The sequence below is a fragment of the Pseudomonas sp. FSL R10-0399 genome (assembly GCF_009600165.1).
Taxonomy (GTDB): domain Bacteria; phylum Pseudomonadota; class Gammaproteobacteria; order Pseudomonadales; family Pseudomonadaceae; genus Aquipseudomonas; species Aquipseudomonas helleri.
In genome coordinates this window covers 56732-80415 of the sequence record NZ_WIWK01000013.1, presented here as the reverse complement: position 1 = coordinate 80415, position 23684 = coordinate 56732, and the positions used below count along the sequence as shown (strand labels likewise).

General features: G+C 57.9%; 19 protein-coding genes and 2 pseudogenes. 10 read left to right on the top strand and 11 right to left on the bottom strand.

The window, feature by feature from the left end; all coding sequences use genetic code 11:
* The 4 genes and pseudogenes from GHO41_RS06210 to GHO41_RS06195 form a co-directional block, all read right to left on the bottom strand.
* Positions 1-199: pseudogene (locus GHO41_RS06210) on the bottom strand (acid phosphatase); the annotation flags it as partial.
* 52 nt (positions 200-251) lie between these two features.
* Entirely contained in the window at positions 252-1094 is an 843-nt protein-coding gene (locus tag GHO41_RS06205; protein WP_048388887.1) for a MipA/OmpV family protein, read from the bottom strand.
* 72 nt (positions 1095-1166) lie between these two features.
* Complete coding sequence (locus tag GHO41_RS06200) at positions 1167-2201, bottom strand: DUF1254 domain-containing protein (RefSeq protein WP_153326000.1); 1035 nt, start codon at positions 2199-2201, stop codon at positions 1167-1169.
* Positions 2202-2358: 157 nt separating this feature from the next.
* Positions 2359-3342, bottom strand: coding sequence for an AraC family transcriptional regulator (locus GHO41_RS06195; protein ID WP_048366844.1), 984 nt, complete (start codon positions 3340-3342; stop codon positions 2359-2361).
* A 241-nt stretch (positions 3343-3583) separates the two neighbouring features.
* Between GHO41_RS06195 and GHO41_RS06190 the strand changes: the two genes are divergently transcribed.
* Together GHO41_RS06190 and GHO41_RS06185 are read left to right on the top strand one after the other, a co-directional pair.
* Complete coding sequence (locus GHO41_RS06190; RefSeq protein ID WP_153392922.1) at positions 3584-3991, top strand: type II toxin-antitoxin system HicB family antitoxin; 408 nt, start codon at positions 3584-3586, stop codon at positions 3989-3991.
* Between the two features lie 320 nt (positions 3992-4311).
* Complete coding sequence (locus GHO41_RS06185; protein ID WP_153392925.1) at positions 4312-7086, top strand: UvrD-helicase domain-containing protein; 2775 nt, start codon at positions 4312-4314, stop codon at positions 7084-7086.
* Positions 7087-7165: 79 nt separating this feature from the next.
* Here GHO41_RS06185 and GHO41_RS06180 read toward each other — a convergent pair whose 3' ends face one another.
* From GHO41_RS06180 to GHO41_RS06160, 5 genes are read right to left on the bottom strand one after another with little or no spacing between them, the layout of a single operon-like run.
* The gene (locus GHO41_RS06180) at positions 7166-8905 is read right to left on the bottom strand and encodes a biotin carboxylase N-terminal domain-containing protein (RefSeq protein ID WP_153433182.1); all 1740 of its coding nucleotides are present in this window, start codon (positions 8903-8905) and stop codon (positions 7166-7168) included.
* A complete protein-coding gene (locus GHO41_RS06175) occupies positions 8902-10521 on the bottom strand; it encodes a 5-oxoprolinase/urea amidolyase family protein (protein ID WP_371928854.1) in 1620 nt (539 codons plus the stop codon). Before GHO41_RS06175 ends, GHO41_RS06180 begins: the two co-directional genes overlap by 4 nt.
* Positions 10522-10530: 9 nt before the next feature.
* The gene (locus GHO41_RS06170) at positions 10531-11337 is read right to left on the bottom strand and encodes a putative hydro-lyase (protein ID WP_153433181.1); all 807 of its coding nucleotides are present in this window, start codon (positions 11335-11337) and stop codon (positions 10531-10533) included.
* Positions 11334-12104 (bottom strand): LamB/YcsF family protein, encoded by a 771-nt coding sequence (locus GHO41_RS06165; protein ID WP_153433180.1) that lies wholly within the window; start codon positions 12102-12104, stop codon positions 11334-11336. The genes GHO41_RS06170 and GHO41_RS06165 overlap by 4 nt, the downstream gene beginning before the upstream one ends.
* Positions 12105-12123: 19 nt before the next feature.
* Positions 12124-13356, bottom strand: coding sequence for an NRAMP family divalent metal transporter (locus tag GHO41_RS06160; RefSeq protein WP_262124980.1), 1233 nt, complete (start codon positions 13354-13356; stop codon positions 12124-12126).
* 255 nt (positions 13357-13611) lie between these two features.
* Here GHO41_RS06160 and GHO41_RS06155 point away from each other — a divergent pair, with 255 nt between their 5' ends.
* Positions 13612-14277, top strand: coding sequence for a GntR family transcriptional regulator (locus tag GHO41_RS06155; RefSeq protein WP_153433179.1), 666 nt, complete (start codon positions 13612-13614; stop codon positions 14275-14277).
* A 71-nt stretch (positions 14278-14348) separates the two neighbouring features.
* Here the strand turns inward: GHO41_RS06155 and GHO41_RS06150 are convergent.
* Together GHO41_RS06150 and GHO41_RS06145 are read right to left on the bottom strand one after the other, a co-directional pair.
* A pseudogene (locus GHO41_RS06150) lies at positions 14349-14453 on the bottom strand (transposase domain-containing protein); the annotation flags it as partial.
* A gap of 143 nt (positions 14454-14596) precedes the next feature.
* Entirely contained in the window at positions 14597-15748 is a 1152-nt protein-coding gene (locus GHO41_RS06145; RefSeq protein WP_153433178.1) for a LysR family transcriptional regulator, read from the bottom strand.
* A 48-nt stretch (positions 15749-15796) separates the two neighbouring features.
* Here GHO41_RS06145 and GHO41_RS06140 point away from each other — a divergent pair, with 48 nt between their 5' ends.
* The 7 genes from GHO41_RS06140 to GHO41_RS06110 all read left to right on the top strand — a co-directional run bounded on the left by GHO41_RS06140 (position 15797) and on the right by GHO41_RS06110 (position 23640).
* Positions 15797-16918 (top strand): ring-opening amidohydrolase, encoded by a 1122-nt coding sequence (locus tag GHO41_RS06140; protein ID WP_153433177.1) that lies wholly within the window; start codon positions 15797-15799, stop codon positions 16916-16918.
* A 92-nt stretch (positions 16919-17010) separates the two neighbouring features.
* A complete protein-coding gene (atzF, locus tag GHO41_RS06135; RefSeq protein ID WP_153433176.1) occupies positions 17011-18711 on the top strand; it encodes an allophanate hydrolase in 1701 nt (566 codons plus the stop codon).
* Positions 18708-18914, top strand: a complete 207-nt coding sequence (locus GHO41_RS06130) for a DUF4089 domain-containing protein (protein ID WP_023102368.1) — start codon at positions 18708-18710, stop codon at positions 18912-18914. Before atzF ends, GHO41_RS06130 begins: the two co-directional genes overlap by 4 nt.
* Positions 18911-20308, top strand: coding sequence for an AtzE family amidohydrolase (locus GHO41_RS06125; protein WP_153433175.1), 1398 nt, complete (start codon positions 18911-18913; stop codon positions 20306-20308). Before GHO41_RS06130 ends, GHO41_RS06125 begins: the two co-directional genes overlap by 4 nt.
* Position 20309: 1 nt before the next feature.
* Complete coding sequence (hpxZ, locus tag GHO41_RS06120) at positions 20310-20699, top strand: oxalurate catabolism protein HpxZ (RefSeq protein WP_023102366.1); 390 nt, start codon at positions 20310-20312, stop codon at positions 20697-20699.
* A gap of 115 nt (positions 20700-20814) precedes the next feature.
* The gene (locus GHO41_RS06115) at positions 20815-22125 is read left to right on the top strand and encodes a solute carrier family 23 protein (RefSeq protein ID WP_023102365.1); all 1311 of its coding nucleotides are present in this window, start codon (positions 20815-20817) and stop codon (positions 22123-22125) included.
* 243 nt (positions 22126-22368) lie between these two features.
* Positions 22369-23640 (top strand): OprD family outer membrane porin, encoded by a 1272-nt coding sequence (locus tag GHO41_RS06110; RefSeq protein ID WP_023102364.1) that lies wholly within the window; start codon positions 22369-22371, stop codon positions 23638-23640.
* Positions 23641-23684 lie beyond the last annotated feature (44 nt).

The window sequence follows — 23684 nt, the reverse complement described above, 5'->3', positions numbered from 1 at the left end:
GCGCCGCAGAGTCGGGCTTGGGCGGCGCGCCGAGCAATGCCAGGCGCAGCGGCAGGTCGGCCGGGTTGAGGTAGCCCGGAGCGAGCTTGAAATGAGGGTCCGTGATCTTGGTGGCCGCCTCTTCGGCCAGCACCAGCCCCGACCACAGCAGGCCAGTCAGGGACACGGTCAGCCCCAACTGCTTATGTCGTTGTTTCATCGCGTGTTCCCTTGTTTGTTCTGTGGCGGATGGCAGTGGTGTGAGCGGTTAATCAAAACGAGTACAGCGCGTTCAGATAAGCGCCAGCGCCGACCTTTTCACCCGTGAGCGGGCTGTTGCGGGCATCGGAGACCAAGGCGTAGGTTTTGACCCCGCCTTCAAGGGCGATTTGTGGCTGCCATTGCCAGGTAAGGCCCAGCTTCAAGGTCACGTCACGCATCCCGCCGCCTGGGTGATATTCCTCGAACTGGGTGCGGGCCGCTTGCTGGGCCGTGACGCCGAAGCGCGCCATCATGTCGTTCTCATTGCTCCAGGTGCCGTACAGCGTCGAGTCCAGGGTCAATGTCGACGACAGCGCGTAAGCCGTGGCAAAACCGGCTTCAAGGTAGGCGGTTTTGCCCAGGCGCTCGCCGCCGTAATTGCGGTTGTCGCTCGAGCGCAGGCCGCGCACAAACAGGCGACCGGCCGGCAGCGTCCAGTACGCTTCAGCCCCTACCAGCGCAGTGCTGTCCAGGTTGCCCATGCCCCGCAGATAGTCATCGCGGCCGTCCAGGGTGTGGATTCGTTCTTTGCGGCCCTGGTCATAGCCGATCAGCAGCGCAAAGCCAAAAGGCGACAAGCCCGGCAAGTCCCAACGCAGGCCCTCCGGGAACGCCGCGCTGAACGTGCCCCACTCTTGGGTCGGCAACACAGCCTTCAATTTCAGCGACGGGAAGGCCGCGTAGTGTGACGAACCTTCGTACAGCGGGCCGACACCAAGGCCGCCACCCACCGTCACGGATGGCTCATTTGCGTTGTCTGCGTGTGCCGGCAGCGCCATCGCCAATGCGAGCGTCGCACCTGTCATGAGGGCCACGGGATGCTTCAGAAAGTTTGAACCGCCGATGGTTGTCATTGCTTGTTTCCTTGGTTGTAAAACCAAACGTATGAGCGTGTATGCCGGGTTATAGACGTCGGGTGTTATTGATTAGCGGGCGACAAGCTCTGGCTTCGGGAAGCTCCATTGGCCATTGAGTAGTTGTTCGCTCGGCTGATAAAGCCTGACCGTGTAGTTCCAGCCGGGAGTGGTAGGCAGGCAATTGGCGATCGTTGCGTCGCAACCGCCGAACTGAATGACAATCGAGCCATCCTCATTTTTCTTGGCGGTGAGGTTGTTCAACGAATAAGCGTCTTGGGGGTTCTTCTGGAAGTAACCGTCGGCGTTATAAACACTGACCGACCAAAAACCTTTGACCGGGACTTCGCCTACTTTCAGGCGGTAAACGGCGTGCCCATCGTTCTGCGGCATCACGCCGCCCAGGTAGATGGCGTCCTTGGCCGGGTTGCCGCCCCAGCCCGTGGCAGTGCCGATCAAGTGATGGATCGGGTTGACCGCGCCCTTGGGGCCAAAGGACTGGTTGTAGTCAGGGATCGTCGAGCCCAACACCTCCAACGCCGCACGCACTTTGGCCTGGCTGGCCGGGTCCCACTTAGGCACCACAAACTCACCAACCTTGGCCTGGCTGACTGTCATTGCATCCTGCAGTGCATGGACCTTCTCGAGGTCTTTGCGATCTGCGGGATCGAAGAAGGTGCGCACCGCCACAAACACATAGCGGGTGCCGACGGACTCTTTGGTCAATGTCTGGCGGCCGGCGCCGTAAGTGACGAGGGGCACGTAGTGATCTTCATTGATCACCGCCATCGACATGAAACGCCCATCGGCCTCAGGCAAGGTAATGGTGACGGGGCCTGCGTCGAGATCGAACACCGCTGACGAATAGAGCGTGTCCCGGTTCATTCGCACCACATTCTGGGCGTCGATGGGCACGGCTTCGCGGCTATGAACAAAGCGGCCCAAACTGCCCGTTGCCACCATCTTGCCCAAGTAAAGGTCGGACTCGGCACGGACAAAGTTATCCACACCCACCGGTATCGCCGCCTCAGGGGAGGATTGAGCGTTCGCACTTCCAACTACTGCCAGCGCCATGGCAAGGATGCAGATCGCATGTAAAGGGGGCATTTAAACCTCTGGGTTTATTGATTGGCGTTAGTTTTTTGACTGTATAAGAACGCCCTGGCGCAAACTTGCCATTTGGTGCCAAAAGCAATGCGAGCGCGCACGCGAAGGCCGCCCCGTTAAGGGGCCGCGCGCAATGGAGAGGGGTTAGGCGGGGGTATTAACGGTCTTGTTTCAAGAGGCTGCGATAGTGCGACGGCGGGCTGCCCGTCCAGCGTTTAAAGGCGCGGGTAAAGTGCGCGGGGTCGCTGTAGCCGACCATGTAGGCAATTTCGGTGGCGCTGTATCTGGCGCTGGCAATCAATTGCATGGCTTCACTGCGACGAGTCTCGTCACGCAATGCATCGAAGTCGATACCGCAATGTTCCAGGCGCCGTTGGAGCGTTCGGGCAGACAGCCCGATCTTTCGTGAAACAGTCACAAGTTTGGACAACTCCTGATCCGCGATCTGCTGCACGAGCGCGTCCGCGGCGTCGGAGGTCGACTTCAAGGCCAGGGTGGTTTTCCAGGCACTGTCCCGAACAGGCTGCAAAGGTGTTTCGAGCAAGTCACGATCAAACTCGATCATGTTGTGCTCAGCATTCATCACCAGATTCGGCCCCAGATACTCCTCAAGCGCCTCATCGCCGCGCTCTCGCGGGTTTTTCAGATGCACACGAATGGCGCCGGGCTCGCCGGACATCAGCGGGATCTTTCTCAACAGCGCCAGCGTGCCCAAAATCACCTGCTTGGGGTCGGCACCGTGGTGCCCGTTGAAGTGATGAACCAGCTTCGTCATCCGGCCTTCGGTGATGATCTTCACGTCACTGCCTTGATGCAGCAAATCCGTGTGCACCGCCGCCAGCGCGCACGCCTGAGCCAGATTGGTCGAGCCCAGCACCCATTCGCCCCACACGCCGAGAGAACGCACCTCAATCAAATGCCCCACCGACGCCCCGGCAAACGGGTCCTGAGCGACCGCCGCCATCTCATTGGCAATATGAAAACACGCCGCCCGTGGAATCCACGCCTCAGGGTTCTGAAACACCTGCGGAGAAATCCCATAACGCCGAAAAAACTCCAACGGCGACACCCCGCGCATCCCCAGATAAGGAGCAATTTGCCGAAGCGTACTGAGCTTTATCGAGGGCGCAGCATTCGTCATCGCGTTCATACCTGATCAAAAGGCAAAAAGTCGGCAGGGAGCAGCAGGAATAGGGTGTTTGCGCCTGTAGGCGCGGGTGATGGCACAGTTAACACGATGTTTGTTTCAGGGACAAGGCGGTGGCGTTTAAGGTGTTTTCGGAGAAGTAAAAACTAAAGCACGGTTCGTCGGGTCGGTGGTTATAGTGTTGATTAGTTTGGCTCGGTGGGCGCAACCCTACATCCTTCGGAGTGCTGAAAGAATGTTATATCCAATCGCAATTAGCCCTGGTGATGAGCAGCATGCTTGGGGGGTAGAAGTGCCTGATATACCGGGCTGCTTCTCTGCGGGGGATGACCTCGATGATGCAATGGCCATGGTCCGAGAAGCCATCGAGGGGCATCTGGAGATTTTGGCCGAAGACAACGTCAAAATCCCTGTTGCCTCCAAAGTGAATGCACACGTAGCAAATCCTGAGTACCAAGGGTGCATCTGGGCAGTCGTCGAAATCGATATCACCAAGTATCTGGGAAAGGCAGAGAAACTGAACATAACCCTGCCTGGCTACTTGCTGAACCGTATTGACGAGTACGTAAAGCATCACCCGGAAGAAAAAAGCCGTTCTGGGTTTCTGGCATCAGCAGCTTTGAAGGTCTTGCAGGGAGCTTAGGCTGACAGGGAGTTACCTGTTTTCGTGCATCCTGTGCCGGGGTTTGAATGGATACCTGAGAAGAAATGGACCCGCCTGAATGGCGGTTTTTTTTTAGGGCCCGGATCCGTTGAGGGTGCAGTCCTATTTCGGCCTTGGTCAAATTGGCTCGGTTACAGGGCGTTTCAGGTGATTAAAAGAATGGGCGGCGTGGGTCATCGATACCGCCGCGGGCTGAAGGAGTAAAATTTATTTGAGTCAATAAAGCTGTAGGCAGATTCGCGCAGGAATGTAGGAAGCCTTAAGGTAGACTGCGATTTTTATGCGCTTGTGGAATCAGCATGACAACGGAATGGCGAGCATCTGCTTGGGGGCGGTTGCTGACAAAAACTGAGCCATGGCGTCTGCACGTCGAGGACGAGCGGCTTTTTTTGAGGGTTGGCGATCAGGCCGTCGAGGTTCACCCCGAGAATCTTCCTACTGTAGATATCAACCGTGGGGTGCTGTGGACGGACATCACGCTCCATGAAGGCCGCACATTCCGCGTGGATGGATTGCCTAACGCGAAGGAGCCTCAACTCCGTGAGCAAATAGGCCGGCTCCTCACATTGACTCGCCGGCAGCGCTTTCAAGCGTGCTACTCAGCTATTCGAACCTGGCTAAACACTGTCGCAGAGTCTGTGCAAACGGCCGATTCGAAATGCGTGTGGCTGACCCATGAGATGCAGCAAGCGCTGCTAGCCGCCAAACCGATTCTGAACCTTGACAACCACGCGTTAAACACGCTGTTCCAGACCCCAGAAATCCAGTCTTCCTTGCCAGAGGCAGACACGACCGTTGAGCGGAATCTACAGCGCTGGATGTGCGACTGGCCTAAGGCGTGGGCCCAGCGAAATGACGATCACATGCAGCGCGAGCTTGAAGCGTGCAAGGCGCTATTGGCAGCAGTGGAAAGCCAGCCGCTCACTGATGAACAATCACGTGCGGTGATCTGTTTCGATAACCGAGTGCAAGTCATTGCTTCTGCAGGTTCAGGAAAAACATCAACTATGGTGGCCAAGGCTGTTTATGCCCTGCACCGCAAATTGGTGGTTCCTAGCTCTATCGTGATGCTGGCATTCAACAAATCGGCCGCTGAAGAGCTTCAGGCGCGAGTCGCGCTGTCTCTAAAGCGTGTTGGTATCGAAGACATACAGATTGAGGCCAAAACTTTTCACTCCCTTGGCCTATCGATTATTGCTGAGGCAACCGGGCGCAAGCCGCATGTTCCTGACTGGGCGGTGGATAATGCCTTAGGTTTCCAGAAACTCATGACCATTGTCGATGACCTCAAGGATCAATCTGAAGCGTTCAGAATGGAGTGGGATCTGTTCCGACTGGTACTTGGGCGAGATATCCCGGCAGCCGGTGATGATCAATTGTTCGAGGCGTGGGATAAGGAAGGACAAGGTCGCCTTGTCTCGCTCAACGGTGACCATGTGGCGAGTCAGGAGGAGCGAGTCATCGCTAACTGGCTTTTCTACAACGGTGTCGAGTATCAATATGAACGTGCTTACGAGCATGACACTGCCACCGTCACGCACCGTCAATATTTTCCAGACTTCTTCTACCCTGAAATCAATCTCTACCACGAGCACTTCGCTCTAGATGCATCGGGTCAGGCACCTGAGCATTTCAAGGGCTACGTTGAAGGGGTCAAATGGAAGCGTGAGACCCATCAAAGAATGGCTACGGCGCTCATCGAGACGACCTCACATCAGTTGCACAGCGGTGAGATATTCAGGCACCTGTCCAATGAGCTGACGGCTCGAGGGCTGGTACTTGATCCCAATCCAGACCGCCCTATCCCTGCTAAGGGGATGGTGCCGATGGAGCATGCTGACCTTGTCAAACTGATCCGCATGTTCATCACTCATTTCAAGAGCAATAGCCTTACCGCCGATTCGCTTCATGAGCGGCTCGAAAAGCTGCCGACCGGTGTCTTCAGGTACAGATTCGAGGCGTTTCTAAAGTTGGCAACTACGGCACTTGATGGCTGGAACATGGCTCTGTCGTTGGAGAAAGGAATCGACTTTGAGGACATGATCAACATGGCTGCCGAGGTTTTAGAGCGAGGTCATCCTTCGCCCTACAGCCTGGTCATGGCGGACGAGTATCAGGACGCATCGAGAGCGCGTGCGCGTCTTTGCCGGGCGTTGGTGGCCGAACCCGGTCGACATTTTTTTGCCGTGGGGGACGACTGGCAGTCGATCAACCGCTTTGCCGGTGCAGACCTCTCGGTCATGACCGGCTTTCGAGAATGGTTTGGGCACGGCCAGGTCTATCGACTGGAAACAACATTCCGATGCCCACAAGCTATCTGTGATGTGTCGAGCCGGTTTGTCTCTAAAAATCCGTCCCAGCTACAGAAACGGGTGACCTCGGCAAGTTCTGCCCTGGATGTGCCGATTCAGGCGTTTCAAGTGCCAAACAGGAACGAAATCCAAGGGGCTATCGATCATTACCTAGCCGAATTACAGACTCGCTTGGCGCTAGGTTCGGTGCCTTTAGGAAAGAATGGCAAAGTAACGGTCTTCATCCTGGGTCGCTACAGGAACGACCGGCAATACATTCCAGAGAACTGGCAATACCACTTTGGCAACCTGATCGACGTGAGGTTCAAGACCATCCACACCTCGAAAGGTGATGAAGCAGACTATGTCGTCTTACCGGGCCTCGTGTACCGGGGCTTTCCTAGTCTCAAGAGCGATGACGCTTTGCTGGAGCTTGTCATGCCAGCGGGTGACACCTATCCATACAGCGAAGAGCGGCGATTATTTTACGTAGCGCTTACCCGTGCGCGTCGTTCAGTGGCGATGTTCACTGTCATGGGTAAAAACTCGCCGTTTCTCGATGAAATGGTGAAGGAAGGCGCTGTCAACGTGACGAATGTCCGGGGCGAGCCGATTCAGGAGGATCGTTGCCCGATCTGCAAAATTGGCGTCTTCGTCCTTCGCCAAGGGCCATACGGGGAATTTCGCTCATGTTCGAGTTTCCCCATGTGCAGTCACAAACCCAAACCCCCCAGAAAAAGTGCGAGCCAACGTGCAAGTTTTTCAGACCGTGGCCCTTGGTAATTCGCTGGCCTGATCAGTCCTTAAGCGCAAGCAGACCCTGTAGGAGCGAGCAAGCTCGCTCCTACAAGACGCGTTTAAATCAATGAGCTGTTTTGATACGGCCGATCAGCGAGCCGGCTTCAAAGTAAGTCCCCGGTTGTTGGGTAACTTGAACCTCGCCAGCACAGGGCGCCAGAACCGAAGTTTCCATCTTCATCGCTTCTAATACGGCGATAACTTGGCCGGCACTCACCGTCTCACCGTCCTCGACGACCCAGGTATGCAGGTTGCCTGCTACCGGCGTCAGTATCGCCTGCGGATCAACTGTCTCGCTTGGGCTTGCGCTTTCGCTGGCAGGGCCAACTGCGTTCAGGCTCATACCGCGCAACAAGGCTGCAGGCAGGCCCAGTTCGTGGCGCTTGCCGTCAATTTCGACGAAGGTGCGCAGTACTTCTGGGGTCCCCGACTGGGCGTTGCGGGGGGCGATGGTGATCTGTTCGGCGAAGTCGGTCTCGATCCAGCGAGTGTGCACGTCGAATCGCTCAGCGCTGGTGAAGTCGGCATGGTCCATCACGGCCCGGTGAAACGGCAGCACTGAGGCGATGCCTTCGATATTGAATTCCGCCAGGGCGCGACGGGCGCGGGCTATCGCTTGCTCACGAGTTGCACCGGTGACAATCAGCTTGGCCATCATCGAATCGAAGGTGCTCGGCACGCTGGAACCACTGACCACGCCGCTGTCCAGTCGTACGCCGGGGCCAGAGGGCGGCAGGAATTCTGTGATCTGCCCGGGGGTGGGCAAAAAGCCTTTGCCTGCGTCTTCGGCGTTGATGCGAAATTCAAAACTGTGGCCGCGCGGGGTTGGCGTTTCACTGAACGACAACGGCAAGCCGTCGGCAATACGAAGTTGCTCAATCACGAGGTCGACGCCAGTAGTTTCTTCGGTCACCGGGTGCTCGACCTGCAAGCGTGTGTTGACCTCGAGGAACGACAGGGTGCCGTCCTGGCTGAGCAGGAACTCCACGGTGCCGGCGCCGACGTAGCCGGCCTTGGCGCAAATATCTTGGGCCGATTGATGGATACGCTGGCGCTGTGCGTCGCTGATAAACGGCGCGGGCGCTTCTTCCACCAGCTTTTGGTTGCGTCGTTGCAGCGAGCAATCACGTGTGCCGACCACCACCACCTTGCCGTGTTTGTCGGCCATTATTTGCGCTTCAATGTGCCGAGGGCGGTCGAGGAATTGCTCAACGAAACATTCGCCACGGCCAAACGCTGCTTCTGCTTCGCGCACCGCCGAGGCAAACAACTCGGCGACCTCGTCCAGGCGCCAGGCTACTTTCATGCCGCGTCCGCCGCCCCCGAAGGCCGCCTTGATAGCAATCGGCAGGCCGTGCTGCTCGGCAAAGGCCAACACTTGGGCGGCGTTTTCGACCGGCCCAGGCGTACCGGCCACCAGGGGAGCACCGACCTGCTGAGCGAGCTTGCGCGCCTCAACCTTATCGCCCAACACATCAATGGTCTCGGGGTTGGGGCCCACCCAGATCAGCCCGGCGTTGATCACCGCGCGGGCGAAGTCGGCCCGCTCAGACAGAAAACCATAACCTGGGTGCACGGCGTCAGCTGCGCTGCGTTTGGCGACAGCCAGTAGCTTTTCGATGTCCAGGTAGGTCTCGGCAGGGCGTTGGCCATCCAGAGAATAAGCTTCGTCGGCCTGGCGCACGTGCAGCGCGTCAATATCTGCGTCGGCATAGACGGCCACCGACTGCACACCGTAGTCGCGGCAAGCGCGAGCGATGCGGACGGCGATTTCACCACGGTTGGCGATCAATAATTTTTTCATGAAGGGTTCTTCGCATCGGCAGTTGAAAAAGAGGCTTCGGGGCTGAGATGCATTTCTTCAAACGGATCCAGCGGGTTGAAGCGAATCTGTGCATTGACCGGTATCTGTCCTGCCAAATCCAGATGGTGAGTGGCAACCGAGGCAATCACCGGATAACCCCCCGTCAGTGGGTGGTCGGCCAGGAACAGCACCGGTTGGCCGCTGGCGGGAACCTGGATTGCGCCTACAGAAGTGCCTTCGCTGGGCAACTCCTGATGATTGAAGCGCTCCAGGGGTGTATCACCAGACAGACGGATACCGACCCGGTTTGATTGCGAGGTGACGCGCCACAACTGGCTGCTCAGACGCTGGATGGCGTCTTGGGTAAACCAGTCGGTTCGCGGCCCCATCACCACATCGAGGGTGACAATGTTGTCGGTGATCGGCAGTTCAAAGGCAGGGGCTTCGGTCAGGGATACGCTGGTGCCGGTGACCGGTGCGGTAAAGCCCAGTCGGTCGCCCACTGCCAGAGCTTCAGGCCCGAGCTGCGCCAGGGTATCGGTGGACAGGCTGCCGAGCACCGGCGTGACATCGAAACCCCCACGGATTGCCAGATAACTGCGCAACCCGGCCTTGGGTGAGCCCAGGCTCACGCGGTCGCCCGCTTCCAGCTCGATAGGCTGATAGTTGCTGGCTTGCCATTGCAGGCCGCTGGCGTTGGTGATGGTGACCGGGGTGTGTGCGCCGGTAATGGCGATCAAAGCACGGCCATGGCAAATGAAGCTCAGGCCTCCCAGTACCGATTCCACGCAGGCCATGTCCGAAGGGTTGCCGACGGCACGGTTGGCCGAGCGCAGAGCACCAAGGTCCAGTGCGCCGGAGCGGGACACGCCCTGGCCGGTTTGGCCGGGGCGGCCCATGTCCTGCAATACGCTATGCAGGCCTGGGCTAATGATCTCCAGAAACGTCCCTGTAGTGGCGTCGGTGCGTGCTGGCGTCGAAGGCAGCGGCAGGCCACTGGCAGGCAATGGGCCGGCATCGGTGAAGCGTACTTTATAGCCAGGGCGCAGCAGGGCAGGCTCGGCGCGGTTCAGGTCCCACATCTGCAACGGCGTGACGCCGATGATCTGCCATCCACCCGGGCTGGCTTTGGGATAGACGCCGCTGAAGTCGCCCGCCAACGCCACGGCACCGGCAGGGATGCGAGTGCGCGGCGTTTGCCGACGAGGCACCTGGAACCCGGCGCCGCCCGTCAGGTACGCGAAGCCCGGTGCGAAACCGCAGAACGCCACGCTGTAGTCATGAGCGGTGTGACGCTGGATGACCTCTGCGCGGTTGATGTTCAGCAGAGTTGCGACTTCGTCGAGGTCTTCGCCGTTGTAATGCACCGGGATTTCTACCCGGCGATGTTCGACCTCGCGGCGCTGGCTGAGGTCTTGGCCAGCGATGCGGTTGACCAGCGTCTGACGCTCGAGGGTGCTGGGGCGGAACTGGATCATTAGCGTGCGTGCGGCAGGAACGATCTCCTCCACACCCGCAATTGGCTCCGCCGTCAGGGCGTCGAACAAGGCCAGGGTTTCGTCCAGATCTTTCAATTCGACGAGCAGGACGTCCAGGTTGACCGGTAGAAAGCGCACAGGGAACTCCTAGACGTGGTAAGTGCTGTCAGGCACGTCGGTGATAAACATATAGCCCGGCGAATGGGTGATTGCGAAGGGTACGCCAGAGGCCATGACTGCGGCCTGAGGGGTGACACCGCAGGCCCAGAACACCGGAACTTCGCCAGGCTTGATGCTGACGGCATCGCCGAAATCGGGTCGACTCAGATCGTTGATGCCCAGTCGCCCAGGCTCGCCGATATGGACTGGCGCGCCGTGCACTGAGGGGTAGCGCCCGGAGATACTGCTGGCCTCGGCCACGCGATCAGCCGGAATCGGACGCATGGAAACCACCATTTCGCCCTGTAACCGCCCGGCAGGACGGCAGGCGCGGTTGGTGCGGTACATCGGCACATTGCAGCCATCGGTGATGTGTCGCACCTCGATGCCCGCTTCTTGCAGCGGGGTTTCAAAGGTAAAGCTGCAGCCGATCAGAAACGCGACCATGTCGTCGTGTTCAGCCCAGGCTTGGGTTGCGTCGCTGACTTCTTGCGCCAATGCGCCGTCGCGCCAGATGCGGTACTTCGGGATGTCGGTTCGCAGGTCCGCGCCTTCAGCCAGGAAGGTGGTCGGGCTGCCGACGTCGCTGACATCTAAAACCGGGCAGGCTTTGGGATTGCGCTGCGCGTAGAGCAGAAAGTCGTAGGCCCAGTCGCGGGGCAAGGCGATGAGGTTGGCTTGGGTCATGCCCGGAGCAACACCTGCCGTGGAGGTAACCAGACCGTTGCGGTAAGTGCCTCGCGCCTCGCGGGCTGCGGCGATGGCGGTCTGACGGGCCCGATCAAAGGCATTCATCGGCGTTCTCCGACAAAGGGTTGCAAAGAGGTATTGGCGTGTTCCAGAACGCGGCGCAACTCGCGGGCCATCTCTACGGCGGCGGGGCTGTCGCCATGCACACAAATTGAGTCGGCCTCTATCCTGACGAGGCTACCGTCGATGGCTTCGATGAAGCCTGACTGAACCAGACGCAACATGCGCTGGGCCACGAGCACGGGATCGTGAAGAACGGCCCCGGGCTCGCGCCGCGAAACCAGCGTTCCCTCTGGCGTATACGCCCGATCAGCGAAGGCTTCGGCGACGCACTGCAAACCTTCGCTACGGGCCAGCTCAATCAGGGGGGAGCCCGCCAGAGCGACGAGCACCAGCGCAGGATCAATGGCGCGGATCGCCTCAATCACCGCCATCGCCTGTCTGCGGTCGTGAGCGATAGTGTTGTACAAGGCTCCGTGGGGCTTGACGTAGCGCACCGAGGTGCCAGCAGCCTTGGCCAGGGCCTGCAGCGCACCGATCTGATAAATCACGTCGGCGGTCAGTTCGTCGCTGGCCACGTCCATGTTGCGGCGGCCAAAGCCAACCTTGTCCGGGTAGGACACGTGAGCGCCAATCGTGACGTTCTTTTCGGCAGCGGCTTTGAGTGTCTGCAGGATGCCCGCCGGGTCGCCAGCGTGAAAACCACAGGCGACATTGGCGCTGGTCACGATGTCGAGCATCGCTGCATCGTCGCCCATACGCCAGGCGCCGAAGCTCTCTCCCAGGTCGCTATTAAGATCAATCGAATGCATTTGAAACTACCTCCTGTAATCAGGCTGCGCCAATGAACGAAAAGATGGCACCGGCCGACTTGTACGCCATGTACCACGACAGCAGACAGGTCAGAATGCCCAGCACCAGCAACCAACGTGGATAGTGGTAGCCATCCATCAGGTCAGACCGAGCCCAGCCCACGTACATGAAGATGCTCAGGCCCAGCGGCAGGATCAAACCATTGAAACCGCCCGCAAACACCAGCAACGCGGCCGGTGGCTTGCCCAGCACCATATACACCGTCATGCAGATGACGATGAAAACCACGGTGGCGAGGTTACGAACGCGCTCAGTGATCTTCTTGGAGAACACCGTGATAAAGGACATCGATGTATAAGACGCGCCGATGACACTGCTGATACCCGCCGCCCACAGCACCAGACCGAACATCATCATGCCGATGTCGCCTGCTGCTGCCTGGAATGCCTGACCAGCAGGGTTTGCACCCTTGCCAGACACGTCGATAACCACTCCGCTTGCCACCACACCCAGAATAGCCAGAAACAATACGTAACGAGCGATGCCAGTGACCAAGATACCGGTCAGTGCCGCACGGGATACGGCCTGAATGTTTTCTACGCCTACGGTGCCGCGATCAAGCAGACGATGAGCGCCTGCATAGGTGATGTAACCGCCTACCGTGCCGCCGACGATGGTGGTGATGGAGGCAAAGTCGATGAAGTCAGGCCATACCGACTGACGCAGGGCTTCGCCCAGCGGAGGATGGGTCGCGAAGCATGCGAACACGATCAGGCATATTTTCAGGATGCCCAGCCCCATCATTATCCGGTCCATCGCCACGCCTGCGCGATGAGACGAGAAGATCGCAATGGCGAGCAGCGCACTCAAAACACCGCCCCATTTAGGATCAAGGCCGGTCAGCGCATTCAGGCCCAGACCTGCACCGGCAATGTTACCCAGCATGAACACCAGGCCACCGCACAGCACCAACACGGTCAGCAAGTAGCCACTGCCCGGAATAGCCGCATTGGCCAGATCGGCCGCGCGCATTTTAGTCAGCGACACGATGCGCCAGACGTTCAGTTGAACGACGAAATCAATCAGGATTGACGCCAGAATGCCGAAGGCAAACGCAGCACCCAATGTTGCCGTGAATGTAGCTGTCTGGGTCAGGAAGCCTGGCCCGATAGCAGACGTGGCCATCATGAAGATGGCGGCGACTAAAGACGCCCGCCGCGCCTTTGTGAACTCTTTTGTTGTCGTTGTCACGGCATCATTCCTACGGTGAGAGATACCTCGACTGAGCAATGAACATGCCAAGACTCAAAGATCACCCCTGTTATGTAGGTTGATAAAGGGTTTCTTGTTGAACAATCCATAATTGATGGCTGATGCAAAAGCACAAAATTGTTACCTTAAACGCTTGCAGTGCTACTTAATGAAGCACGGTGCACGCTTCATCCTTGTGCCGTGCATTAAGCTCTGATGGAATAACCCTGCGGTTTTCCTCATCCTGGACCTCTTATGAACGACGCCTCTCCCACCCTTCCCCGAACCCTGGGAGAAACCATCACTCAAGAAATACGCAGAATGCTGGTCGAGGGTGAGCTCGTGCCCGGCCAACGTCTTTCAGAAGCCGTATTGGCAGAGAGCCTCGACATTTCGCGCAATACATTGAGAGAGGCATTCCGGGTTCTGACGCGCGAGGGCCTGCTCAAACACGAACCCAACCGCGGCGTTACGGTTGCAGAACCTGACATGGCCTCGATCATCGACATCTACCGAGTGCGCCGCTTCATCGAGTGCAAGGCCATCGCCCAAGCCTACCCTCAGCACCCAGGCACCCTGCACATGCGTGAGGCGGTCGAATTAGGCGAGCGAGCGCGGGAATCGAAAGACTGGGTAGCGGTCGGCACTGCCAACATGATGTTTCACAAATCAATTGTCGAACTGGCGGATAGCCCGCGCCTGCAGGTGTTTTATGGGCAGATCTCGGCTGAGTTGCGGCTCGCCTTCGGCGTACTCAACGACCCCCAATTTCTGCACTTGCCGTTCCTCGATATGAACGCATCGATACTGACATGCGTTGAAGAGGGCCGAGCAGGCGACGCTACGACCATGCTGGATGCCTACCTGGTGCAATCCGAGCGAACTGTCCTGGCCGCTTACGAGCGCAGCATGAAACGGTAGTCGCTTTGAGGTGGCGCTGGGGACCCGCATCGTAAGCGTCTGCCAAAGTCACCTTGCATGATCCCGGCAGATACCCACTGATGCGGCAGCAGTTGGTCAATCTCGCTCGCCCGCTGCGTCGGCAGTCGCGTCAGCACATCTTTGAGATAAGCATACGGATCATGCCCATTCATGCGACGTAGCCAGCGGAATCGGCTGCAATGGTCTCGCTTCGGGTTGCTCACAAATCACTACATTCCCAGCCTAAAGAATGCACACACATACCCGAGGATTGTTTCGCGTCACGTTCCCGAGGCAGGAGTGGCCCACGGGGCCTGACTTATACCCCTGGTGAGTTGTCGTTCAGTTCACTGAATAGCGACTTTTTGAGCAATTCGCTAAATCGCGCAGCTGCAACGGGCAGCACGCGGCCTCGAAGCACGCCCAGTATCATCCTGCGCTGGTACCTTCTCAATTCCGATACAGGGAGGGCGACAAGGTCGTCGTCTACAAGGCGTTCACCTCCCTCTTTCCTGACCTGGAAACAAATCCCCCCGGTACGCCTGACAAAGTCCGTTAGAACCTGAAAAGAATTCGACTCCATTTGTGGGTAAATGCGGGTGCCATTGCGTTTCAGGTATTCATCCAACAGACGTCTGCCACCCCAGGAGGTGTCGGCCAGCGCCAATGGATAGTCTGCTGTTGATGAAATCGAAATGGACTCAGCGCTCGCCAGGACGTGATCGCGTTTCACCAGCGCGTGGATGGAGTAGGGGGCCTGGGCAAGTTCATGAAAATCAGCATTCTGCGAGGGGTTGAAAGCCAATCCCAGATCGCAGTCATTCTCTACGACGGCATCGACCACTTTATCTGCGCCGGCGACCTTCACAGCAAAGCTGACCTTCGGATACTGGGTCTGGAACGTTGCAATCAGGTCAATCAAATGAACATCTGCAATCGCCGCCACTGCAGCGATTTTGATGTGACCGCGCTTGAGCCCTTCAAGCTCTCTAATGCTTGAATGAGCATCCTCTGCGTCGCACAAGGCTTTTTTGGCGTAGGCAAGGTAGGTCTCACCCGCAGCGCTTAAACGCACACCCCGTGCGTGGCGCTCGAACAGCGGGGCGCTCAACTCTTCTTCAAGATCGAGAATGTGCCGGTTTAATGCCGACGAAGTCAGGTGAAGAAAGTTGGCAGCTTCTCTGATGGAACGATGGTGAGCGACATCGACAAAGTAGCTCAGGAGCTTTACGTGCTTCATGACGTGGGACCACCTGAATGCCTGAAACGCATGGCTGAGTCCTGCTGGATACAGGTAAAGACTCGCCGCTTGGGATACGGCTGCGAGCTCTGCGATGGTAGCAGTAAGCCACAGACGCGGCGAGCGTACTCGTAACGCACAGGCCTTCTGGCGTTCGCTGCATTTGACCGGCAGTTTGAGTGCTGCTTTTTTTAGCTCACAGCGAGAGAAAAACACCGCTTCCCGGCTCACTCCATCGATTCCTACACTTTGATCACTATCTGTTTGGGGTGCGATCAAATGCGTTGGAAAGCCAGAGTTCAAAGATTTGAAGCCCAGTCGCCGAGCGATTTGTCCGCTGTCGACCAGGCCGTAGCCATGGGCCTGCTGGATGCCAAGCGGGTTATTGGGGTGTTGGGTAAAACCGAAGGGAATGGCTGCGTCAATGACTTCACGCGTGGCTACGCGACCGAGTCGGTTATCCAGTGCCTTGAGCGTCATGGGGCTGCGCACGATGCCCCGGCTGAGGAGCGGGCGGTGGTGGTCATGTCGGGTGGCACCGAGGGTTGCCTTTCTCCCCATTGGATCGTCTTTGAAAAACTCCCGGATGACGCGCCTGAGCAGGCAGAACCTCGGTTGGCCATGGCCCAAGCCGTCACCCGGGCTCTGATGCCAGAAGAAATCGGTACTTCAGTGCAAATTCAATTGGTGGCGGATGCCGTCAGGGCCGCGATGAAAATGGCGAGCATCGACAGCGCCGATGACGTGCATTACGTGCAGGTCAAATGCCCGCTGCTGACCCGCCAGCGCATCGCCGAAGCAAACGCCAGAGGCGCCAGCACCTCGACTACCGATACCTACAAGTCGATGTCCTATTCTCGCGCCGCTTCAGCGCTGGGGGTTGGTGTCGCCCTTGATGAACTGGACGGCAAAACACCGGGCGAGCTTGGCCCGGGCATCTGCCAGGACTTCGGCCTGTATTCCAGCCGCGCCAGCACTTCGGCAGGGGTGGAGCTCATGCACCATGAAATTCTGGTGTTAGGTAACTCCAGGGCGTGGGGCGGTGATCTGGTCATCGGACACCGCGTCATGAAGGACGCGATTGATCTGGATGCGGTGCAAGGGGTCCTTGGCGACCTTGGCTTCGAGTCAAGCAAGCAACTCTCAGCGGATGACCGTGACCGCTTGATTGCGGTGCTGGCCAAGGCCGAGCCGTCTCAGACCGGCACCATCAGAGGGGCTCGACACACCATGCTGGATGACAGTGATATCCCGGCGACCCGCCATGCCAGAGCGCTGGTGGGTGGCGTTCTGGCTGCCATGGTGGGTGACACCCGGCTCTTCGTTTCGGGTGGCGCCGAGCATCAGGGGCCGGATGGCGGTGGCCCGGTGGCGGCGATCGCGCGCCTCAAACGCCCATGACGGTCAGCTAAAACGCTTACTGCGGGTTCTTGCACCTGCCCTGAGCCAGAGAATGTGCTGAGGGCACTCCAGAAAACAAGCCGGACACCATCATGACTCTGAACCGTTCGAACCCTGATTCAACCGGCGCCGCCGTTGAGTGGCTGTACCGCCTGAGCCAGCAGCCACACGACAAAATCACCGGCCCCCTGAGCGGCCTTACCTTTGCGGTTAAAGACAACATTGATGTTGCAGGCGTACCCACCACCGCAGGGTGCCCGGCGTTTGCTTATATGGCCGATACCCATGCCGGTGTGGTCGAGCGAATTCTCGGCGCCGGTGCATCACTGGAAGGCAAAACCAATCTGGATCAGTTCGCGTGCGGCCTCAATGGCACCCGATCCCCATACGGCGCTGTTCCCAATGCCATCAACCCAGACATGATTTGTGGGGGATCGAGTGCAGGGTCGGCGTATGTGGTGGCAACCGGACAGGTCGATTTTGCTCTGGGCACAGACACCGCCGGCTCTGGCCGAGTGCCCGCAGGGTTGAACAACATCGTGGGGTTGAAGCCTTCAAAGGGGCTTCTCAGCAATCGGGGGGTGGTGCCTGCTGCCCGCAGCGCGGATTGCGTATCGATCTTCGCCCGCACGGTATCGACGGCTGTTCAGGTCCTGTTAGTGGCCGCGGGTCATGACCCGCTCGACCCCTATTCAAAAGACCTTCACTTGAACACCGAACCCTTTGGCAACCGCTTTGTCTTTGGCGTGCCTGATGAGCTTGAGTTCTTTGGTGACACCCTTAGCGAGGAGGCTTTCAAGCAAAGTATTGATCAGCTTGAAGCGTTGGGCGGTAAAAAACGGATCATCAGTTATGCACCGCTTAAACAAGCTGCCGCTTTGCTTTACGAAAGTGCACTTGTGGCTGAGCGATATGAGGCCATTCGAGACTTTTTTGACAGCTCATCGCACGCGGTGATCGAACCCGTTCGAAGCATCATTGCTCAAGGCAAGCAATACAGCGCTGCGGATTTGCTCGAAGCACAAACCGAGCTGCGACGCCTGGGCCAGATAGCGGCCGTGATGTGGCGTGACATCGATGTATTGCTGGTGCCTACGGCCCCCACGAGCTACACCCTGCGCGAGATGCAAGACAATCCGGTAGTCCTCAATCGAAACCTGGGCACCTACACCAACTTCGTGAATTTGCTGGACTACGCGGCCATCTCAGTGCCCAGTAGTTTTCGTTCTGATGGTCAGCCTTTTGGTGTCACGTTCATCGCGCCAAGCGGTAGCGACCTGCAATTGGCTGAACTGGCGCAGTGTTTTCACCATGCGACCGGCTTGACTCAAGGTGCCACCAGGCAGCCTCTTCCTGCGCTGGATCGCATTCTGAAATCGTCAGCCCAGTCGTCGGTGCTGGTCGCGGTGGTGGGCGCGCACCTCAGTGGTATGCCGCTCAATTACCAGCTTACAGAACGCAATGCGACGCTCGTGTCCACCACCCGCACAGCCGCCGATTACCAGCTCTACGCGCTTGCCAATACCTCGCCTCGCAAGCCTGGAATGATCCGGGTGGCCCCCGGGAAGGGCAGCTCTATCGAAGTAGAAGTGTGGCAGATGCCCATTTCGGACTATGGATCGTTTGTTGCGATGATTCCTGGCCCCTTAGGGATAGGGACGATCACGCTCGAGGATGGCAGGTCGGTGCAGGGGTTTGTGTGTGAGCCATTCGCGCTGGAGGGGGCGCTGGACATCAGCTCATACGGCGGCTGGCGCCCTTATGTGTCGTCGGGTGCGGGAGGTGGCGAATGAGCCCTGAAAAAAACTACGTCACGGCCATGTCCGTCCTGTTGGACCTCAACCTCAGCGAGGAGCAGCTTGAGCGCGTGGCCGAGCACTTTGCCAGGACGAAGCAGTTGGCCGGGTTGTTGGGCGCTGTGCCCATGACCCCATGGGATGAACCTGCCGAACTCTACCAGCCTTGCCCCTTTCCATCTGAGGCCAATCCGTCATGACTGTCACCGCCATGAACATCCGTGACGCCATCGTAAAAGGCGAGTTGAGTGCCTTGGAAGTGGTGCAAGACAAACTGGATCATATCCAGAGCACAAACGCGTCGTTCAATGCGTTCACTGAGGTCACGCGAGACCGGGCTTTGGCTGAGGCCAAGAGCATTGACGCGCTGCGTAAAGCCGGGGAGCCATTGCCGCCCCTGGCTGGCGTGCCTTATGCGGTAAAAAATCTGTTCGATATAGAAGGCGTGGTCACGCTCGCAGGCTCCAAAATCAATCGTGACAATGCCCCGGCAGCCGCTGATGCGTTTCTTGTAGAGCGCATGAAAGCTGCTGGCGGCGTCCTGTTGGGGGCCCTCAACATGGACGAGTACGCCTACGGGTTTACCACTGAAAACTCGCACTACGGGCCTGCACGCAACCCCCACGACACCGCGCGCTCGGCGGGCGGCTCATCAGGGGGGAGCGGCGCCGCTGTGGCTGCGGACCAGGTACCGGTTGCATTGGGCTCAGATACCAACGGGTCGATTCGGGTGCCGTCATCCCTGTGCGGGGTGTGGGGGCTCAAGCCAACCTTTGGACGGCTCTCTCGCAGAGGCTCCTACCCCTTTGTCCACAGCATTGACCACCTTGGGCCGTTTGCGAGTGACGTGTTATCCCTCGCGTACACGTATGACGCTTTGCAAAGCCCGGACCCACACGATCCGGCCTGCCACGCATTACGCGTCCAGCCCTGCCTGCCAAGCCTGCAGCAAGGCGTCGCCGGGTTACGGGTCGGTATTCTCACCGATTACTTTGACACCTATGCCAGCCCGCCTGCGCGTGCGGCGGCCCAGTTGGCTGCCAAACTGCTGGGGGCGACGGATGAAGTCCACTGGCCGAGCCCTGCCCAAGCGCGAGCCGCTGCTTTCATCATCACGGCCAGCGAGGGCAGTAACCTGCATGCGCACAACTTGAAGACTCGTCCTCAGGACTTCGAGCCTGTCTCGGTCGATCGCTTTTTGTCCGGTCTGATGCAACCGGCTACGTGGTACGTCCAGGCCCAGCGTTTCAGAAGAATGTACCGCGACCAGGTCAATAAGCTGTTTGCCAATTGGGATGTATTGATCGCACCCGCGACCCCCGTGCCCGCGCCCCAGATCGGTACCGAGTGGATTGATATCAATGGTCTGCGCCATCCGTGCCGGCCTGCATTGGGCTTGTTGACCCAGCCGATTTCTTTCGCGGGCTGCCCGGTGGTCGCGGCGCCTATGTGGCCGGACAACACCGGGGGGCTGCCTCTGGGCGTACAGATTATCGCCGCACCCTGGCGTGAGGATCTTGCACTCAGGGCCGCCGCCGTCCTTGAAGACAGCGGGTATGCCACCGTTAAAGCCCATTACGCAGGACAACTGTGAAATGAATATTTCAGGTCTGGACATCAACCTTCCGCACGTCCATGCAGACGTCATGATTGCGTTTGAAGCCTATGAAGCCGCCCTCGTCAGTAATGACGTCAGTGTGCTCGACGAACTGTTTTTTAATTCGCCTTTCACATTGAGGTATGGCGCCACTGAAAACCTCTATGGCTACGAGGCGATCAAGGCATTCCGGGCGAATCGGCCGTCTACAGGTCTGGCCCGTAAAGTGCTTAGAACAGAAGTCACGACTTACGGTCATGACATGGCGACCACCAACATCGAGTTTCAACGCACCGGGTCTACGTCCATAGGCCGTCAGAGCCAGACGTGGTTACGCACAGACCAAGGCTGGCGGGTGGTATCGGCCCATGTGAGTGTGATGGGCTAAAGACGCCCCCATGCGCATGCCACCTGCATGCGCCCTCTATCACGAGGCCTGCGGCTACAGCGGCCCGTCTATAACTTTTGCACACCTGCCCCCACCCGATATGAGATGCAATGCAATGAGAAACCTCTTCAAGTGGACGGTAAAGCTGGATGGCGGTGAAGTGGTCGCTCCGAATGAGCGACTCCCCTGGTCTCAAACGTTATTGATGGGGCTGCAGCATGTCTTCGCCATGTTTGGCGCGACAGTGCTGGCGCCGTTGCTCATGGGCTTTGATCCGAACGTGACCGTGCTCATGAGCGGATTCGGGACGTTAGTGTTTTTTGTCATTACCAAAGGCAAGGTTCCCAGCTATCTGGGATCAAGCTTCGCCTTTATCGGTGTGACGGCAGCCGTCACCGGCTATACCGGCTCAGGGCCCAATACCCATATCGACCTGGCGCTGGGCGGCATTATTGTCTGCGGCATCCTGTACATATTGGCCGGGCTCGCGGTACAGGCGATCGGGTATCAATGGATCGAAAAACTGACGCCGCCCATTGTCACCGGAACCGTCGTCGCGGTCATTGGTTTGAACCTGGCAGCGATCCCCATCAAAACCATGGCGGCCAATCATTTTGATATTTGGATGCAAGTGATCACGTTCACCTGTGTCGCGCTTATTGCGGTCTTCACCAAAGGCATGATCAAAAGGATGCTGCTGTTGACCAGCTTGATTGCGTCCACAGCCATTTACTACGTGCTGACCAACCTCTTTGGGCTAAGCACGCCGATCGACTTCAGCCTTATTCAACAGGCGGCCTGGTTTGGCTTGCCCACTTTCACGGCACCCGCGTTTTCGTCAAACGCCTGCCTGCTGATCGCGCCGGTCGTCATCATTCTGATTGCTGAAAACGTTGGTCATTTAAAAGCCATCGGCTCCATCAGCAACAGCCCGATGGAGAAGCATTTTGGCCGAGCGTTTATTGGTGACGGGATCGCCACCGTCATAAGCGCCGGTGTGGGCGGCACAGGTGTCACCACTTATGCACAGAACATCGGCGTGATGGCCGCCACCAAAGTGTATTCCACGGCCTTGTTCGTCGTGGCCGGGCTGATGGCCATACTGCTGGGCTTGTCCCCTAAATTTGGTGCGCTCGTGCAGACCATTCCCACCTCGGTCATGGGCGGGATGACCATTGTCGTGTTCGGCCTCATCGCCGTCTCAGGGGCGAAGATCTGGGTTGAAAACAACGTCGACTTTAGTGACAACCGCAACCTGATGATTGCTTCCATCCCGCTCATTTTGGGCACCGGGCAGTTCACGCTGCACTTTGGAGGCTTTGAACTGGATGGCCTGGGCAGCGCAGCCTTTGCCGCCTTGTTGCTGAATATTATTTTGAACTACAAGAAAAAAGCTGATGTGACGACGCCCACGCGTCCTCAGTAATTCAGAAACCCGCTGAAAGCGTCGCAGCGGTTAAATAATAAAGCCAAGGTAACTTCTGGATTAATTGCACTTTGACAGGCCACTTTTCAACGATTGGAAAGTGGGCGTGCGCAGGTGGCTGTCATCTGGAAACAACTGAAGAGCGTAGCGCGTAAATCTTTTTAATAAGCACCGCAAAACTGCCGATTCAAATGCTTGCTTGAGCAGGCGCTTTAAAAAATTTTAATAGTCAGGAGCACGATAATGGCGCCTCGCAGTTTTTCGGCTGTAAATAAAGTGTTGGGTATGAGTGGCCTGGTGCTGCTCAGTGTCATGGGTAACACCGCAATGGCCGACGTGGCTGGCACCGCCCCTGAAGCTGAAAGTGTGGTGGACATGCTGTCCGAGGGCACAGTGTCCGGATCGCTGAGAATGCGTTACTACACCGACAAGAACGCTTACTTCGTCAAAGACCTGAATCAAGACACAGCTGGCTATGGCGGCTTCGTCAAATACGAAACCGCCGCGCTGAATGGCTTTAAATTGGGCGGCAGCCTGATCTACCAAAGAACCTTCAACCGGCCTGACGACAAGGGCAGCGTAATTCCCGATATCGGCACCAACGTCACCAACATCGGCGAGGCCTACGTCAGTTGGGAGCATGACGCGTTCAAGATAACGGCCGGTAATCAGCGCGTTCAACTGCCGTGGACCAGTGACTACGACTGGCGCGTAGTGCCCGTCCTGTTCCAGGGCATTAATGTGCACTATGGCAACGACGATGACTTCCTCTCACTGGCGCGCTTGTACCGCTGGAAAGGCTGGGCCGACGACGGCTTTTCCCGGAACAGCATGTACTCAACGGATGAAAAAACAGCCGGAATGTGGAGCCTGGGCGGTGGCCGCTCAGTGACAGTCAACGGCCTTAAATACTCGGGCCAATTATGGCGCCAGCACTATTACGACTACACCAACGTGAGCTACGGCGAAGGCCACGTCTCAGCGGTGTCAGGCGATTTTCGACCCAATGCCGGTCTTCAATACATACGCGGCACGGGCGACGGACGTGAACTGGCAGGCACAGTCGACAACACAACCTTGGGGTTCCAGGCGGGGTTCGATTACAAAGCCTACAAAGTAGCCCTGGGCTACGACCACATCAAAGCGGCCCCGGGTGCGTACAACAACGGAAGCCTGGTAACGCCCTATGCCCACAACATGTCATCCGGCCCTTACTTTGCCCAGCCCTACTTCACCAGCACCCAAGACCTGGGGGCTGGTAATGCCTACTCACTGGACGTCAGCACAGGCGCCGTTCAAAACCTGTTCCTGGGCGCCCGCTATTCATTCATGGACCTGACCGCCGTCGCCGGTACCGCCAGCCTCAACCAGTCGGAATACCTGCTCTACGGAATCTACAACTTCGCAGGCGCCCTCAAAGGCCTGAGCGTGGCCGAATGGGTAGGCGTACAAACCTCCCCGGCACGAGACACCCGCTTCTTCCAGAACCGGTTGGAGGTTAGTTATAACTTTTAGAGGGGGAGAGGGCAGTGTGTTGGGGAGGGAGGTTAAGACGAGAA